The sequence below is a fragment of the Dyadobacter sp. CY327 genome, assembly GCF_021390415.1.
GTDB lineage: Bacteria > Bacteroidota > Bacteroidia > Cytophagales > Spirosomataceae > Dyadobacter > Dyadobacter chenhuakuii.
The window spans coordinates 80,624-98,495 of sequence record NZ_JAJUXJ010000002.1 but is presented as its reverse complement, the minus strand read 5'-3'; the positions used below and the strand labels follow the sequence as shown (position 1 = coordinate 98,495).

The following is a 17,872-nucleotide window of genomic DNA, read 5'->3' as shown; positions in this document are numbered from 1 at the left end:
GCACTGAAAATGGCGGCAAAGCCAAAGTCACACCCAAATTAAGTATTGTCAAATTGACACTTCCATGACAACACCAAGACGACCACATGATTCAATCTAATTTAAACATCAAATCATACACAAAATGCATGAACGTTTATTAAGCAATAACATGCTCGCCAGGATACTGGGTTTTTCTGGCCTACCTATTCTGCTGCTCGGCAGCATTTCCATGGATGCAGTTGCCGGTAATGCAGCATGGGCAGATTACGGCAACCGGCATCGTTCGGCTCCGGCAGCGGACATTGAAGTTACCGGAAAAGTAACCGGCCCGGACGGTGAGGCGCTGCCTGGCGCCAATGTGCTCATCAAGTCCACAACAAGAGGCACCAGCGCCGATCAGGACGGAAATTTCCGGCTCAGCGTCCCGGATGCGAATGCCGTTCTGGTGTTTTCGCTCGTGGGTTATGCGCCCAAGGAAGTGGTTGTAGGAACGCAGCAGATCATTAACGTGACTTTGGCGGTCGACAATAAGACGCTCGAAGAAGTAGTTGTCGTGGGTTATGGCGTTCAGCGCAAGCGGGACGTGACGGGCTCGGTGGTTTCAGTGAGCGAAAGCACATTAAAAGAAGTGCCTGCGCCCAACCTCGTAAGCCAGTTGAAGGGCCGTGCGGCGGGTGTCTCCATTATCAGTAACGGAAGCACGCCAGGCTCTCAGGGCCAGATCCGGATCCGCGGAAACCGTACATTAACCACCAGCTCGGGTTCCAGCGATGGCCTGGATGGTCCGCTGGTGGTCGTGGACGGGATACCGTTCGGTGGCTTGAATGACATTAACCCGGATGACATTCTAAGTCTGGAAGTTTTGAAAGATGCGTCAGCAACAGCGATTTATGGCTCGCGCGGAGCGGGTGGCGTAATCCTGGTAACAACCAAAAGAGGAAAAGTCGGCAAGCCTGTTTTCAGCTACGACGGTTACCACGGACAAACGCAGGTGATGGGCAAATTCAATGTCATGAATGGACAGGAATATGCACAATTCAAAGCCGATGCAGCCAAATACAACCGCACAGCCCCGGGCACATCGGGTTATTTGCTGACCCAGAAAGAGCAGGAAGCACTTGATAATGGCGTTTCAACAGACTGGCAGGATTTGATTTACAAACCCGGCTTCATGACCAACCATCAGTTGGGCGTGCAGGGCGGCGTTGAAAACACGCAGTATTCACTCGGATTGGGTTACTTCAACGAAACCGGGATCATTCCAAACCAGAGTTTCCAGCGTTTCAACATTCGCGCAACCATTGACCAGAAGATTGGCAAAAACGTCAAAATAGGTCTGAATACATTAAATACGCTGACTTACACGAACACGCCGGGCGGCGGGGGCGTGCCGGGCGGCCTGGTGCGACTGACTCCATTGGCATCGCCCTACAATGCAGACGGAACCGTTAATAATTTTCCGGCCGAAGGTTCTATTGATGCTGCTATCGTGAGTCCGCTGACGATTATGTCCAAAAAGGAATCGGCCCTGGGCCGCACGCGTTCATTGCGGACATTCAACAGCCTTTACGCGGAAGTTAATATCTTACCAGGATTGAAATACCGTTTCAATGCAGGTCTGAATTTCAGTCAGTCCAACCTGAATAATTACAACGGCCCGCTGACCTATTTCAACACGGCCACGACGCAAGCCGGATCCACCGCCGAGATCAGCAACACCGAATATTGGGACGTGAACTTGCAGCATTTGCTTTATTTTGATAAAACATTTGCAGACAAGCATAAGCTGGGTTTCACTGCGCTTTACGAATACACCAAAAACCACTCGCTGGGAAGCCGCTTTACGGTAACTGGTGTGCCTGCCGATTATATCAAAACGTCCAACTTCTCGCTCGCTGCGGGCCAGCCGGTCGCGCCGTCGGATTTTGGAAACTCGTTTTCAGAGACTGGATTGCTGTCTTACATGGGAAGGCTTAATTACAGCTATGCAGACAAATATTTGCTGACATTGACGCTGCGCCGAGATGGTTCGTCCACATTATCCCCGGCTAATCAATATTTCAATTATCCTGCGATCGGTGTAGGCTGGAATGTGGTGGAAGAAGGTTTTATGAAATCGGCTCCGTTTATTTCCAATCTTAAATTACGCGGCGGCTGGGGGATTTCCGGCAACCGGAATGTGGGCGCATACTCGACATTAGGTGCATTATCCGCGGGTTATTACAACTTTGGATTGGGTACGGCTGGTCAGCAGCTAGCTTACACTGTGACAAGTTTGCCTTCGAGCGACCTGAGCTGGCAGTCGACCTCGCAGCTGGACATTGGTGTTGATTTTGGTTTGTTCAACAACCGCATTACGGGTTCTGTGGACTGGTATCACCAGAAAACCAAAGACATTCTGCTCTCCGTGCCGCTGCCGCCAAGCAATGGTGCAGGCTCAACATTGAAAAATTTGGGTAAAACAGAAGGCAAAGGATTGGAAGTGGCTGCCACTTTTGAAATTGTCAGAAAACCAAAAGGGTTCAATTGGAGCATTGACGCAACATATTTCTTTAACCGGGAAAAAATCACGCAGCTGACCACGCCCGACGAAAAGTCCAATCTGGGTGCGGGATGGTTTGTAGGACAGCCGCTTTCCGTGATTTTTGATTATAAAAAATTAGGAATATGGCAGACCGCAGACGCAGAAAACGGCACATTAGCGCAGCAAACATCACCTGTTCAGTTCGCCGGACAGATCAGGGTGGAAGATTTAAATGGTGATAACAAGATTGACGCCAATGACCGCCAGATCCTGGGTAATTTCCAGCCTAAATGGGAGGGTGGCTTAACCAGCCGTTTCAGCTTCAAAAACTTTGATGCATCGGTGGTAACCTATGCAAGAATGGGCATGAAAGTGCTTGTGCCTTACTTAACGGGTAACTCCACAGGTTCAGGAGGTTTCGCATTCTTTAACCAAAGCCGTGTAAATCAGGTAAAAACCGATTACTGGACCGAAACTAACCCCACGAACGCATTCCCGGCTCCCGACGCAAGCGGCGCTGTGGCCAACTTCGGCTCAACATTAGGTTACTACGACGGCTCATTCATCAAATGCCGCAGCATCAACCTCGGTTACACATTTGAGAGCAATGTTATCAAGAAGATCGGCGCGACTTCGGCGAGAATTTACGTCAACCTTACCAACCCGTTCATCATTTACGCACCGTTGGTGAAAGACGACCTGGCGATTGATCCCGAAGGAAACAGCTATGCAACAGGCCAGTCAACGCTGAACCCGCAAGGCGCCAGCGACCGTGGCGCACCGGAACGCCAGATCTCGGTCAACCTGAATTCTCCGCCGGTAAGACAATTCACTGTGGGCGTAAACCTTAAATTCTAATCCGACTATGAAATCCATAAAAAACATATTGACAGTAGCCTTAATCGCGTCATTGAGTACGGGTTGCGAAAAGGTGCTCGAAGAACATCCGCAATCCCAGATCGTTCCTACCTATTTCAACAGCCCGGCGGGTGTGCTGGGCGGCATCGCCGGGGTTTACAATGACATCCGCGGCCAGTGGGGAACCGAAGGTTTCACGGTCGAAATGCAGGCCGGGACCGACGAATTTATCCAGGGTGTGAATGGTGGCGGCGGTCCTGCTTACACTTACAATGGTCTCAACAGCAGTAACTTCGGCTCGGCTTGGGGCGTTGCTTTTCAGGACATTAATACATTGAACGGCGTGCTGCAATACGGCGCAACCATTGATCTGCCCGAAGCCACACGGAAGCAATATCTGGCGCAAGCGAAGTTTTTGCGGGCATTCTGGTATTTCTATCTCGTACAGACCTGGGGCGATGTTCCCTTGCATACCGAGTTTATCACCGTGCCTTCGCAAGCCGCATCACGCCAGCCGGCAGCGGACGTGTATGCGCTCATCATCCAGGATTTGACAGAAGCAGCCGCCGACCTGCCTAACCAGCCAACGGCACCTTTCCTGGGCAAAGCCGCCACCAAACCCGTAGCGCAACTCTTGCTCGCAAAAGCGTATCTGACACGCGGCTGGCTGAACAACACGGCTTCCGATTTTACACAAGCCGCAACGATCTGCGACGACATTATTGCCAAAAAAGCGGACTACGGGCTGGATCTCTGGCAGGATTACGGCGATGCATTCGTGCCTGCCAATGACTATGGCAAAGAAACGATGTTTGTCAGTGACCACGTGCTGGACCCGAAATACGGCTATTACCAGGTCGGCGGACAGGCTGGGGGTGGAGCAGCGCAAAATTTGAGCCCATGGTTTACTAACTGGAATTACCCGAATAACAGCGGCATCAATTCGATTAAAAATGCAGCTGGCGCTTTTGTAAATAATGGCACTTCTGGCATGATCCGGGATTCTTATTATGGCCGTCCGTATGTTCGGATGCGTCCGAATTCAGATAAAATCGCCAACGGGCCTCGTGCCGGCAAAAACTATTTTCTGGATCAGGCATTTACCAACCGCAAGGTGGATTCGCGTTATGCCAATTCTTTTTACACGGTTTATATTTCAAATACTGCGGTGAAAAATGAGGCAAATACTGCCAATAACCTCCGCGGCATTTCCTATACGACGGTTCCCGGCGTGGACACGGCCGTTTGGCTGCCTGATTATGAAGTGCCGGGTGCACCGCAGTTTGTGGGAACGAGGCCATTCAAGGGCATTGTGGTGCCGCCAAGTCTTTGGAACAACGGTATTTTCCCTGCTTTGAAAAAATTCATGGATCCAAGCCGTGGCGCCAATTTTAATGATCCTTCCACACGCCCGGCTGTTCTGTACCGCTTTTCAGATGTGTATATGACCGGCGCCGAGGCCTATTTCAAGGCAGGTAACAACGCCAAAGCAGCCGCATTGATCAATGTGGTAAGACAGCGCGCCGCATTCCGCAAAGCAAATACAACGGCCGAAAATGCCGCCGCCGCAACCGCTATGACGATCACCGCAGCACAGGTTACGCTCGACTTTATTCTTGACGAACGCAGCCGTGAATTTTTCGGCGAATGGCAGCGCTGGCATGATCTGGTGCGGACCCGCTCGCTCGTGCGCAGGGTGCAGGAGTGGAACCAGGAAGCAGCACAATATGTGAAAGATTTCAATATGCTGCGCCCCATTCCCCAGTCGCAGATTGACCGGGTCGTAGAAGGTCCGAAGTTTCCGCAAAATTCCGGATATTGATAAAAAAAATTCAAATGATGATAAATCGTAATGCATTAGCAGTAATATCTGCGTCGTTGCTGGCCTTCGGTGGCCTCGGAATTCAAACCACTTTCGGTCAGGGAACCAGCATTAAACCGCTGGTCACCGACCTCTACACCGCCGATCCGTCGGCCCACGTTTTCAACGGGAAGATCTACATTTATCCATCCCACGACATTGAGGCCGATGTGCCGCAGGACGATGAGGGCGGGCACTTTCAAATGCGCGATTACCACGTTTATTCCATGGATAAGATCGGTGGTAAAGTAACAGACCACGGTGTGGCGCTGGATGTAAAAGATGTCCCCTGGGCCGGTAAGCAGATGTGGGCGCCTGACGCTGCATTCAAAAATGGCACCTATTACCTTTATTTTCCTGTCAAAGACAAGGAAGGCGTCTTCCGCATGGGTGTGGCCACCAGTAAATCACCAACTGGTCCGTTCAAGGCTGAGCCTCAGCCGATAAAAGGAAGTTACAGCATCGATCCGGCCGTTTTTACAGACACGGACGGTAAAAGTTACATGTATCTGGGAGGGATCTGGGGCGGTCAGTTGCAGCGCTGGCATACTGGCACCTATAACAAAAGCTTGATGACGGACCTGGGCAAAGGCCATGAAAATGAGCCCGCACTAAGCGCCAAGGTAGCAGCCATGAGCAATGATATGCTATCCTTCGCCGAGCCTTTGAAAGACGTTCAGATCCTGGATGAAAACGGAAAGCCGATCTTAGCGTCTGACACCAAACGCCGCTTTTTTGAAGGCGCCTGGATGCATAAATTCAATGGCAAATATTATTTCTCCTATTCTACCGGCGATACACATCTGCTATGCTATGCCGAGGGCGACTCTCCTTATGGGCCATTCAAATACAAAGGTGTGATTATGAATCCTGTAGAAGGCTGGACGACACATCATTCCATTGTTGAAGTCGAAGGCAAATGGTATATTTTCTATCACGATGCGGCGCTTTCGGGCAAAACGCATTTGCGCAATGTGAAGGTCAGGGAATTGCTAAGGGATGCCAGCGGGAACATTACAACCATCAATCCTTAACAAAGTAGGTGAACATTCCCTTTGGCTTATTAAATAAAAAAAACATCCTATGCATATCGAGAGGCGTGATTTCATATCAACATTGACACTGGCCGGCGCGGCCACCTTATTCACAGGAAATTCCCTTCTGGCGTCCACAAATCCCAAAAAGGATAAACTGGGCATTGCGCTGGTCGGCCTTGGCTATTATAGCACGGACTTGCTTGCGCCCGCGCTGCAGATGACGGAGAAATGTTACCTGGCCGGCATCGTTACGGGCACCCCATCCAAAGCCGAAACCTGGAAAGCCAAGTACAACATTCCCGACAAAAACATTTACAACTACAAAAACTTCGACGATATCGCCAACAACCCGGATATCGACGTCGTGTATGTGGTTTTGCCGCCATCCATGCACAGGGAGTTTGTGGTGCGGGCTGCCAAGGCAGGTAAGCACGTATTTTGTGAAAAACCAATGGCTCCGTCCGTCGCAGATTGCGAAGCCATGATCCAGGCTTGCAAAGCCAATAAAGTAAAGCTCGCCATCGGTTATCGCTGCCAGCACGATCCGAACATTCAGGCCATCATGAAGATTGCCAAAGATCCTAAGTTCGGGAAAGTGAAAATGGTCAGCAGTGCGGCGGGTTATTTTGATGCGCGGACCGATCATTGGAAACAAAAGAAAGCATTAGGCGGCGGCGTAATGGGCGATATGGGTGTATATGCATTGCAAGGCGCCAGGCTCGCCACGGGAGAGGAGCCAATCAGTGTTTTCGCACAAGCTTCCACAACCCGTCCCGACATTTATAAAGAAGTGGAAGAAACAATGATGTTTATGCTCGATTTCCCAAGCGGCGCCAAAGCATCCTGCCAGACAAGTTTTGGCATAAATATGAATTATCTGCAAGTGAATTATGAAAAAGGCTGGGCCAAGCTGGAACCGCAGTCGGGTTATAATGGCAATAAAGGCAGCTTGTCGGATGGGACAATCATCAATTTTCCTATCAAGAGTCAGCAGGCCAAACAAATGGATGAAGACTGCACTGCCCTGATGACCAACGCGGACCTTATCGCACCCGGCGAAGAGGGGCTGCGGGACATTCGTGTGGTAGAAGCGATCTATAAATCTGCTGCGAGCGGCAAAATGGTGAAAATCTGATGCGTTATTTTTTGAAGGAAGTCCTTTGCCTTTCGTTAATGGCAGTAACGTTGACGGGTTATGCACAGACGCCCCGCGTGCAAAAGCTTTGGTATAAACAGCCTTCGGGCAAAACATGGGAAAATGCATTGCCTGTCGGAAACGGCAGGCAGGGCGCTATGGTGTATGGCAATGTGGTGAATGAAACGATTCAGCTCAATGAACATACATTATGGTCGGGCGGACCAAACTGGAATGATAATCCCGAGGCGCTGGCTGCATTACCGGAAATCCGCAAGCTGATTTTTGAAAATAAACAAAAAGAAGCCGAGAAGCTGGCCAACAAAGCCATCATTACCAAAAAATCGCACGGACAAATGTTTCAGCCGCTGGGTGACTTGCGGCTGACATTTCCGGGTCACGATAATTTTACCAATTATTACAGAGAGCTCGACATTGAACGCGCCGTGGCCAAAACCACTTACAAGGTCGATGGCGTCAACTATACCCGTGAAGTCCTGGCTTCATTCCCCGACCGCGTGATCGTCATCCGCCTCACCGCCGACAAGCCGGGTAAGCTGGCATTCAATGCTTCCTATGCCTCTTTACACAAAACGAAATCCATTAAAACAAACACCGCAAAAGACCTTACCATTGCCGGCACGACGCAGGATCACGAGGGCGTGAAAGGTCAGGTACGTTTCAAAGGGATTACCAGGATCAAAACCGAAGGCGGCAATGTGACCGCGAATGACACCGCACTCAATGTCGCCGGCGCCAATGCAGCGACCATTTACATTTCCATCGCGACCAATTTTAAGAACTATAATGACATCAGCGGCGACGAAAATGCGCTGGCTGCCGCTTACCTTAATAAAGCTGCTTCCAAATCGTTCGCGAGCATGCTAAACCCGCACATTACAGCTTATCAAAAATATTTCAAACGCGTTAAATTCGATCTTGGCACAACAGAACTGGGTAACTTACCGACGGATGAAAGACTGAAAAACTTCCGCAATGTGAATGATCCCGAACTGGTTACGCTTTACTATCAATATGGTCGTTACCTGTTGATTTCCAGCTCGCAACCGGGCGGTCAGCCTGCCAATTTGCAGGGGATTTGGAACAATAAAATGATGCCGCCGTGGGATAGCAAATACACCATTAACATCAATGCGCAGATGAATTACTGGCCGGCAGAGCGTACCAACCTGAGCGAGCTGCATGAGCCGTTTTTGAAAATGGTTGAAGAACTTTCGCAAACCGGAAAAGAAACGGCGAGCACCATGTACGGCGCAAGAGGCTGGATGGCGCATCACAATACGGATATCTGGCGCGCAACCGGCGCTATCGACGGTGCCTTCTGGGGCATGTGGATCGCAGGCGGCGGCTGGACGAGCCAGCATTTGTGGCAACATTATCTGTATCAGGGCGACAAGGCGTATCTCGCCAGAATTTACCCGATCCTGAAAGGCGCAGCTACATTCTATGCCGACTTTTTGATTGAACACCCCAAATACAAATGGCTCGTCGTAAACCCCGGGAGCTCTCCAGAAAATGCACCGGCCGCGCACGAAGGCTCCTCGCTGGATGCCGGAACGACAATGGACAACCAGATCGCATTCGACGTTTTCAGCAGCACGATTCGTGCGGCTGAAATCCTGAAAAAAGATGCTGCATTCACCGATTCGCTTAGGCAAATGCGCAAGCGCCTGCCGCCCATGCACGTGGGCCAACACGGACAGTTGCAGGAATGGCTCGACGATGTGGATGATCCCAACGATCATCATCGCCACGTTTCCCACCTGTACGGCCTGTTCCCATCCGACCAGATTTCCGCCTACCGCACACCCGAATTATTCGCCGCAGCACGCACCACTTTACTGCACCGCGGCGACGTTTCGACGGGTTGGAGCATGGGCTGGAAAGTGAACTGGTGGGCTCGCTTGCAGGATGGTAACCACGCATTTACATTAATTAAAAGCCAGCTTTCACCATTAGGCACGTCCAAAGAAGGGGGAGGCACGTATAACAACCTCTTCGACGCCCACCCGCCATTCCAGATCGACGGCAATTTTGGCTGCACCTCGGGAATCACCGAAATGCTCATGCAAAGCGCAGACGGCTCGGTGCATTTACTTCCTGCATTACCCGACGTTTGGCAAGCCGGAAACATTGGCGGATTACTCGCGCAGGGCGGTTTTGAAGTGGTAAATATGGAATGGAAAGCAGGTAAGCTGACGAAAGTGGAGGTGAAATCGAAGCTCGGGGGAAACCTCCGGTTGCGGACGCCAAACACATTGAAAACGGCCAGCGGCAAGTCGCTAGCCGAAGCTTCGGGACAGAATGCCAATGCTTTTTACCAGGTTGAGCCGGTTGCCAGCGCCGTGTTGTCTCCTAAGGCTAATCTGTCCGCGCCCACGATCAGGGAAACATTCCTTTACGACATTCCGACGCAGGCTGGCAAGTCTTATGTCTTTGTCGCTCAATAAGTTATTAGTATCAATGATTAAGATCAAATTATAATGATCAAACGATTTATTTCTGCCGCTTGTGTTGCGTGGCTTTGCATGGGACAGCTTGTGTCGGCCCAAACGACATTGGTTAACCCTATCCTGACCGGTTTCTATCCCGATCCGAGCGTCGTGCAAGTTGGGGCGGATTACTATTTGGTAAACTCTACATTCTCCTACTTCCCCGGCATCCCGGTTTTTCACAGCAAGGACTTGAAAAACTGGAAGCAGATCGGTAATGTCATCGACCGCCCTTCACAAATGGATTTCATGGGTGAGAAGCTGACCAGAGGACTTTTTGCACCCGCGATCAGCCATCACAACGGCACATTTTACGTGACATGCACGGACATTGACCATGACGGAAATTTTGTAGTTACGGCAAAAAATCCGGCTGGCCCGTGGAGCAACCCGATCCGCATTCCACAAGCCCGCGGCATCGATCCTTCCTTGTTTTTTGATGATGATAACAAAGCCTATATCATTTACAACAGCGACGCGCCGGACCGTAAACCCTTATATTCCGGCCACAGAACGATCCGGATCTATGAGCTGGATCCTGCCACAATGAAGGTTGTGGGCGAGGAAAAGCAGCTTGTGAATGGTGGTGTGGATCTAAGCAAAAAACCGGTCTGGATTGAAGCACCGCATATCATGAAGCGTAATGGCTGGTATTATCTGTACGCAGCCGAAGGCGGCACGTCGGTGAACCATACGGAAGTTGTTTTCCGCAGCAAATCGGTGTGGGGGCCATTTGTGCCTTATGAAAATAACCCGATATTAACCCAAAAGGGATTACCCGAAGACCGCAAAGATCCGATCACGTCAGCCGGTCACGCGCAGTTTGTAGACGGCCCGGATGGAAAAACCTACGCCATTTTCCTGGCCGTGCGCCCTTATGAAGGCAATTATTACAACACCGGTCGCGAAACATTCATCGCGCCAGTGGAATGGAAAAACGACTGGCCGGTGATTAACCCGCCGACAAAAAATGTGGATTACGAATACAAAGTCAATTATAAGGAAGTAAAACAAAAAGACGCGCTTCCGCAGGCTGGAAACTTCGCTTACACTTTAACATTTGAAAGCAAACTTGATCCTGCGCTGCTTTTCATGCGGACCATCGACAGCAGCTCCTTCGCTTTATCAAAGCAGAAAGGATTGACGATGAAGCTGAAACCCGAAACCATCATGGAACTGGGCAACCCTTCGTTCATCGGAAAACGCCAGCAGCATTTGTTCTGCACAACCGAAGTAGAACTCGATTTTTCTCCCAAATCAGAAAAAGAAAAAGCTGGCCTGAGCATTTTCCAGGATGAAGCACATTTCTATTTTTTAAGTAAATCAATAAAAGAAGGAAAGCCCATGGTGCAGCTTTTCAAAAGTGCTGCAACGGGAAAAGAAATGGAGTTAATGTCCGAAATACCCGTTTCGGACGCTTCCAAGCCCGTTAAGCTGCGCATTGTAGCAGAAGGCGACACTTACAGCTTCTATTTTTCCAAAGGCACTTCCTGGGAATTGCTCAAAGACAAAGTCGACGCCAAATTCCTGAGCACCGAAGTCGCAGGCGGCTTTATCGGCTGTTTGTTCGGCATGTACGCAACCTCTTCGGGCGAGCCCACAACCAATTCCGCTTCATTCAAATACTTGAAATACAGCGGCAATGATCCTATTTTCAAAACAATTAAATAACTAGTGAATATGTCCACGTTTAAGAAGCTATTGACCGTTACAGCGCTGCTGATAGGCGGTTTTGTTCATGCGCAATCCAATTTTACGAGCAAATCCATCGGCGTAGGCGTCGTGGTGGCGGATATGCAGCGCTCCCTTGATTTTTACGTTAAAGGGATTGGCATGGTCAAAACCGGCAATTTTACGATTAATGCCGAATTCGGGAAAAGGGGCGGTTTGACAGGCGGTGAAGCTGTTGAAGTCAACATTCTGAAACTCGAAAATGGCCCCGAAGGCACGGATTGGAAGCTGATGAGCTTTGGCAAAAAGGCCAGTCATCCCAAACCTAAATTCATCCAGGACGATACAGGTCCGCAGTACATTACCATTCAGGTCAAATCTTTAACGCCCATTATCGACAGGCTGAAAGCGCAAAATGTGACTTTCCTCGGCAGCACGCCCACACCTCTGACCAAAGATTCGCACTTCGTCCTGGTTCAGGATCCGGATGGAACATTTGTGGAGCTGATCGGCCCTATGTAATCGAAATCATCACTAAACCAATATCCTTCAACAACCCATGAAACGATTTTTACCCATTATAATGTGCCTCGCATTGCTGGCTCCCGTGAGTCAGGCGCAGGAGATTTTAAAAGAAATGCCCAAAGGGTACGACACGGCGCAGGCTGGTGTGGCGGCTGGAAAGATCGATACGGTTCAGTATGATTCCAAAACGGTGGGGAACAAGCGTAAAATGCTGGTTTACACCCCTCCGGGTTTTAGCAAAAAGAAAAAGTATCCGGTTTTGTATCTGCTGCATGGCATTGGCGGCGATGAAAAGGAATGGCTGAAAGGCGGCAATCCGCAGTTGATCCTGGACAATCTGTATGCCGAAAAGAAAATTGAGCCCATGATCGTCGTTATGCCGAATGGCCGTGCGATGAAGGACGACCGCGCAACGGGCAACATTATGGCGCCCGATAAGGTGGCTGCATTTGCTACATTCGAACAGGATCTGCTCAAAGATCTGATCCCTTTTGTTGAAAGTAAATATCCGGTTTTGAAGGACCGCGAGCACCGTGCCATTGCGGGGCTATCGATGGGCGGCGGGCAGTCTCTGAACTTTGGTTTGGGAAATCTGGATCAGTTTGCGTGGGTAGGAGGGTTTTCTTCCGCGCCGAATACGAAAGCGCCTGCTGAGCTGATGCCCAATCCCGAAGAGGCCAAGAAGAAGCTGAAATTGCTTTTCCTATCCTGTGGCGATGAGGACCGGCTGATCACATTCAGCAAGCGGACGCATGATTATCTGTTTGAAAACAATGTTCCCCACGTTTTTTATATTGAGCCGGGCGTGCATGATTTCAAGGTTTGGAAAAATGGTTTATACATGTTTTCGCAGTTTTTGTTCAAACCGGTCGATGTTCCTTCTTTGACCAAATACACCATTCTGGGATCGCCCGCGGCAACGAACATCCGGAATGCAAAATATCCGCAAATCCTGCCAGACAACCGGGTTGTGTTCCGCACCAAAGCGCCTGATGCGCAAAAAGTCCAGGTGGATCTGGGTAAAAAGTATGATATGGTCAAGGACACCGCTGGCGTCTGGTCGGTAACGACGGATTCTATTGGTGAAGGCTTTCATTATTACTCGCTAATGATCGACGGCGTCGCATTAGCCGACCCTGCCAGTGAGACGTTTTATGGAATGGGCCGCATGGCGAGCGGCATTGAAATTCCGTTCCGCAACGGAGGTTACTATGCCATGCGCGACGTGCCGCACGGCGATATCCGCGTCAAAAAATACTTATCCAAAGCCAGCAACTCCTGGCGCGAAATGTATGTTTACACGCCTCCCGGCTATGACCAGTCTACCGAAAAATATCCGGTGCTTTATTTGTTACACGGCGGCGGTGAGGACCAGCGCGGATGGGCCACGCAAGGGAAAACCAATCTGATTCTCGATAACCTCATTGCAGAAGGAAAAGCCAAACCTATGATCGTGGTCATGATGGATGGAAACCTTGGCAGTCCGATGGGGCCGGGCAGCATGGCCACAGCCGGTGACGGTTTTCTCAAACTATTTGAAAATGAGCTGAAACAAGGAGCCGTTCCGTTTGTCGAAAGCACATTCCGGGTGCAGGCTGACGCCGCACACCGCGCATTGGCAGGCTTGTCCATGGGTGGCATACAGACATTATATGCAGGCGTCAAAAACACAGATATGTTTTCATCCCTGGGCGTTTTCAGTTCCGGGTGGTTTGCCAACAACGACGCATTATCCGGCCCGCATTATGCATTTGCCAAAGACAATGCAAAGACGATCAACAGCAACCTGAAAAACTTCTGGATCTCCATGGGTGGCGAAGCGGATATTGCCTACAAAAACTGCAAGATCATGCTGGGCAAGTATGACGAGCTGGGCATTAAATATCAATACAGCGAATATCCCGGCGGGCATACGTGGCCGGTGTGGCGTCATGATCTGCATGGGTTTTCGCAGGTTTTGTTTAAATAATCATTCATCAACATTGTTATGGTAACTCAATCACTACTAAGCACTTGGGTCAAGACAGTTGCGGTTTCGGCTGCGTTGTTGTCGTCCACCAATCTTCTGGCGCAAAAATCGCTTAAAGAAGCATATAAGGATTACTTCCCCATCGGCGTCGCCGTTTCACCCAGAAGCGTGGCCGGGCCGGAAGCGGAATTGATCAAGCAGCAGTTCAGCAGCATAACGCCTGAAAATGCAATGAAAATGGGGCCGATCCATCCTGAAAAAAATGTGTACAACTGGAAGGATGCCGATGCCATTGTTGCATTCGGGGAAGCCAATGGCATTAAGGTGCGCGGTCACACGCTTTGCTGGCATAACCAGACGCCCAAGTGGTTCTTCACCGATTCACTCGGTGCGCAGGTTTCGCGGGAAGAATTGCTGGCACGTCTGAAACAGCACATTACCGATGTAATGACGCATTACAAAGGCAAGATTTACGCCTGGGACGTTGTAAATGAAGCTGTTCCCGACACGGGCAAAGGCATTTACAGAGAATCCAAATTTTACCAGATCATAGGCGAAGATTACATTGAAAAAGCATTCGAATATGCGCATGCTGTGGACCCTAATGCCAAGCTTTTTTACAATGACTATAACACGGAGAGCGCGGTTAAAAGAAATAAGATCTTTCAATTGGTCACAAAATTAAAAGAGAAAAATGTCCCGATTCATGGCGTAGGATTGCAGGCACATTGGTCAATTTATGAACCGACACAGGCCGAGCTGGAAGAGTCGATCATGCAGTTTGCCAGCTTAGGTCTGGCCGTTCAGATTACGGAGCTGGATGTTTCGGTTTACCCCAAAGAACATGAACGAAGACAAAAAAAGGAGGGCGAAGGAAGCACATTTACGCAGGAAATGGAGCAAAAGCAGGCAGCACATTACAAAATGATTTTTGACACATTCAGAAAGCACAAAGGAGCGATAACTGGCGTCACATTCTGGAATGTTTCGGATAAAACAACCTGGCTGGATAACTTTCCGGTTCCGGGCCGTAAGGACTATCCGTTGCTTTTTGATCAGAATTTTAAACCCAAGAAGGCATTTGACGGCGTTGTGAATTTTTAAAAAGCTATTTCTCAATATATCCAATGCGCTTTACCCGGTTTTTACTTTTCCTGATCTTTCTTTCAACAAACTCGGTTGCCCAAGTCCGCCTGCCTAAGCTGATCTCGGACAATATGGTGTTGCAGCGCGACCAGCCGATTACGGTTTGGGGCTGGGCAAGGCCTAAGGAAAAGGTGACGGTAACGTTCAAAAACAAGAATCAAAGCACATTGACCGGTGCGGATGGTAAATGGAAAATCCAGCTGCCTGCACAACCGGCGGGAACTGGTTTTGAAATGGTCATAAAAGGCAAAAGCCAGCTCACGATCAGGAATATAGCCTTCGGAGATGTGTGGCTTTGCAACGGACAGAGCAATATGGTGATCAACATGGAGCGTGTGAAAGAACGCTATCCTGACGATATTGCCACCGCCAGTTACCCCGACATCCGCAATTTTTTCATTCCCACATTAACCGATCTGAAAGGCCCGCAGCAGGATTTTCCAAACGCCGAATGGGAGGCAGCCAATCCCAGCGATGTGTTAGGCTTTGGTGCTGTATCTTACTTTTTTGCCAGAGACCTTTACGACCAGTACAAAGTGCCCATCGGCATCATTAACAGCTCGGTAGGCGGCACGCCCATTGAAGCCTGGATCAGTGAAGGTGGTTACAAGGATTTTGCTGACATTCAAAAGGTTATCAATAAAAATAAAGACACTGCCTACGTCCTGGAAAGGAAGCAGAGCACGCTAACTAACGCGCCAAAGCCACCAAAATCAACAGATCCGGGATTGAACGAACATTGGGAAAGCGATTCCTACCAGCCCAAAGGCTGGCGGAACTTCAACATTCCTGGTTACTGGGAAGATCAGGGGCTGAAAGACTTAAATGGAGTGGTATGGTTCCGCAGGGAATTCGATGTGCCCCAAAGCTGGATCGGCAAGCCCGTGAAGCTGTATATGGGCCGCATTGTGGACGCGGACGAGATGTTTGTGAATGGAAAAAGCATAGGTCGCGTAACCTACCAGTATCCGCCGAGGCGTTATGAAATTCCTGCCGGTTTGTTGAAAGCGGGCAAAAATACATTTGTGATTCGTGTTACCAATACTGCTGGAAAAGGCGGTTTTGTGCCGGACAAGCCTTACTTCATGACTGCCAATGATCAGGAAATTGACTTGAAAGGAACGTGGCAATATAAAGTAGGGCAGGTTTTTGAGCCGGCAAAAAGGTCAGATGACAGCCCAGCTCCCTTTATTGCGCAAAACCAACCTGCTGCACTATACAATGCGATGATTGCGCCTGTGCTGCCGATGAAATTGAAAGGTTTTCTATGGTATCAGGGCGAGACCAATGTGCATGATCCCGAGCCTTACAATGTGCTTTTGCTCGCATTGATTAATGATCGCCGCAAGCTTTGGAATGATGATAATTTGCCTTTTATGGTGGTGCAGTTGCCTAATTTTGAAAACATTGATTTCTTGCCTGCCGAAAGTAACATGGCGCTGCTAAGGGAAGCGCAAAATCGCGCATTAACATTAAAAAACACGGCTGTCGCGGTAACATTGGATCTGGGAGAGTGGAATGATATTCACCCGTTGAACAAAAAGGAAATTGGCCAGAGACTGGCGCTATCTGCCAAAAACCTCGCTTATGGCGACAAGAACGTAGTTCACAGTGGCCCTACATTGAAATCGCAAAGCATAGCAGCCGACAAGATTGTCCTCACTTTTGACAATGTTGCCGATGGTATTAAATCAGCTGATGAGGAAACGTTGCGCTGGTTTGCCATGGCTGGCGATGACAAGAAATTCGTTTGGGCCAATGCAAAGATTTTGGGAAAAGATCAGATTGAGCTGAGCAGCGAAATGGTTAAAACGCCCAAATACATCCGCTATGCCTGGCAGGATAATCCTGAGGGAATCAATTTTTATAACTCAGCCAACCTTCCTGCTTCGCCATTCCGCACGGACGGTGAACAGCCGGATGAAAGCAAGCCGTGGAAAGGGAAAAAATGTGCAGTCGTATTGACTTATGATGATGCCTTGAACGTCCATCTGGACAACGTAATTCCGGCCCTTGATTCGCTGAGCTTAAAGGGATCATTTTATTTAACTGCTTCCTCGGACGCCGCCCGAAACCGTATCAAAGACTGGCGCGCCGCGGCAACCTCCGGGCACGAACTTGGCAACCATACGCTTTATCACCCCTGCGATGCAACCGGACCGGGCATGAGCTGGGTGAAGCCGGAATATGATCTCAGCAAGTATAGCATGGGCCGCATCCAGGATGAGGTCCGGATGTGTAATGCATTTTTGAAATCAATTGACGGGCTTGACAAACGCACATTCGCCTTCACCTGCGGACATAAAAAGGTGGCAGAGGGCGAATTTATACAAACGCTTTCCAGCGAATTTATCGCCGCCAGAGCGGTCAGGCATGAAATGCACACATTTGAGGAACAAAAACTGATGGACATTGACTGCTATTCGATGGTGGAACAATCGGGCAAGGATATGATCGAGCTGGTAAAGCAGGCGCAGCAGAGCGGGAAGTTGCTTGTTTTCCTGTTTCACGGCGTGGGTGGGGAACATGCTTTGAATGTGTCAAACCAGGCGCACAGTGAGTTGCTGCATTATCTGAAAGAGAATGAAAAAGAAATTTACGTGGATACAATGCGCAATGTCGCAGAGCATATTCAAAGTTTGAAAAAATAA

The 17,872-nt window shown here is 49.6% G+C and carries 10 protein-coding genes; all 10 read left to right on the top strand.

Translation table 11 applies throughout. The features are described from left to right. Positions 1-124 precede the first annotated feature (124 nt). The 10 genes from LZG74_RS09990 to LZG74_RS09945 are packed head-to-tail and all read left to right on the top strand — an operon-like array spanning position 125 to position 17,872. Complete coding sequence (locus LZG74_RS09990) at positions 125-3,364, top strand: TonB-dependent receptor (RefSeq protein ID WP_233796436.1); 3,240 nt, start codon at positions 125-127, stop codon at positions 3,362-3,364. A 7-nt stretch (positions 3,365-3,371) separates the two neighbouring features. Further along, positions 3,372-5,186: a RagB/SusD family nutrient uptake outer membrane protein gene (locus LZG74_RS09985; RefSeq protein ID WP_233796435.1), complete on the top strand. Its 1,815-nt coding sequence runs from the start codon at positions 3,372-3,374 to the stop codon at positions 5,184-5,186. 14 nt (positions 5,187-5,200) lie between these two features. Next, positions 5,201-6,259 (top strand): glycoside hydrolase family 43 protein, encoded by a 1,059-nt coding sequence (locus LZG74_RS09980; RefSeq protein WP_409014456.1) that lies wholly within the window; start codon positions 5,201-5,203, stop codon positions 6,257-6,259. A gap of 49 nt (positions 6,260-6,308) precedes the next feature. Then, complete coding sequence (locus LZG74_RS09975; RefSeq protein WP_233796434.1) at positions 6,309-7,397, top strand: Gfo/Idh/MocA family protein; 1,089 nt, start codon at positions 6,309-6,311, stop codon at positions 7,395-7,397. Continuing rightward, positions 7,397-9,868, top strand: a complete 2,472-nt coding sequence (locus tag LZG74_RS09970; protein WP_233796433.1) for a glycosyl hydrolase family 95 catalytic domain-containing protein — start codon at positions 7,397-7,399, stop codon at positions 9,866-9,868. The genes LZG74_RS09975 and LZG74_RS09970 overlap by 1 nt, the downstream gene beginning before the upstream one ends. A gap of 33 nt (positions 9,869-9,901) precedes the next feature. Then, positions 9,902-11,581, top strand: a complete 1,680-nt coding sequence (locus LZG74_RS09965) for a glycoside hydrolase family 43 protein (RefSeq protein ID WP_233796432.1) — start codon at positions 9,902-9,904, stop codon at positions 11,579-11,581. 9 nt (positions 11,582-11,590) lie between these two features. After that, entirely contained in the window at positions 11,591-12,103 is a 513-nt protein-coding gene (locus tag LZG74_RS09960) for a VOC family protein (protein ID WP_233796431.1), read from the top strand. A 37-nt stretch (positions 12,104-12,140) separates the two neighbouring features. Beyond that, positions 12,141-14,075: an alpha/beta hydrolase-fold protein gene (locus tag LZG74_RS09955; RefSeq protein WP_233796430.1), complete on the top strand. Its 1,935-nt coding sequence runs from the start codon at positions 12,141-12,143 to the stop codon at positions 14,073-14,075. Positions 14,076-14,093: 18 nt separating this feature from the next. After that, entirely contained in the window at positions 14,094-15,179 is a 1,086-nt protein-coding gene (locus LZG74_RS09950) for an endo-1,4-beta-xylanase (RefSeq protein ID WP_233796429.1), read from the top strand. A gap of 23 nt (positions 15,180-15,202) precedes the next feature. Further along, positions 15,203-17,872: a sialate O-acetylesterase gene (locus tag LZG74_RS09945; RefSeq protein ID WP_233796428.1), complete on the top strand. Its 2,670-nt coding sequence runs from the start codon at positions 15,203-15,205 to the stop codon at positions 17,870-17,872.

Coding starts and splice junctions, on each gene's coding strand:
- LZG74_RS09945 (WP_233796428.1), top strand. CDS start 15,203: ATGCGCTTTACCCGGTTTTTACTTTTCCTGATCTTTCTTTCAACAAAC.
- LZG74_RS09955 (WP_233796430.1), top strand. CDS start 12,141: ATGAAACGATTTTTACCCATTATAATGTGCCTCGCATTGCTGGCTCCC.
- LZG74_RS09975 (WP_233796434.1), top strand. CDS start 6,309: ATGCATATCGAGAGGCGTGATTTCATATCAACATTGACACTGGCCGGC.
- LZG74_RS09960 (WP_233796431.1), top strand. CDS start 11,591: ATGTCCACGTTTAAGAAGCTATTGACCGTTACAGCGCTGCTGATAGGC.
- LZG74_RS09980 (WP_409014456.1), top strand. CDS start 5,201: ATGATGATAAATCGTAATGCATTAGCAGTAATATCTGCGTCGTTGCTG.
- LZG74_RS09990 (WP_233796436.1), top strand. CDS start 125: ATGCATGAACGTTTATTAAGCAATAACATGCTCGCCAGGATACTGGGT.
- LZG74_RS09965 (WP_233796432.1), top strand. CDS start 9,902: ATGATCAAACGATTTATTTCTGCCGCTTGTGTTGCGTGGCTTTGCATG.
- LZG74_RS09985 (WP_233796435.1), top strand. CDS start 3,372: ATGAAATCCATAAAAAACATATTGACAGTAGCCTTAATCGCGTCATTG.
- LZG74_RS09950 (WP_233796429.1), top strand. CDS start 14,094: ATGGTAACTCAATCACTACTAAGCACTTGGGTCAAGACAGTTGCGGTT.
- LZG74_RS09970 (WP_233796433.1), top strand. CDS start 7,397: ATGCGTTATTTTTTGAAGGAAGTCCTTTGCCTTTCGTTAATGGCAGTA.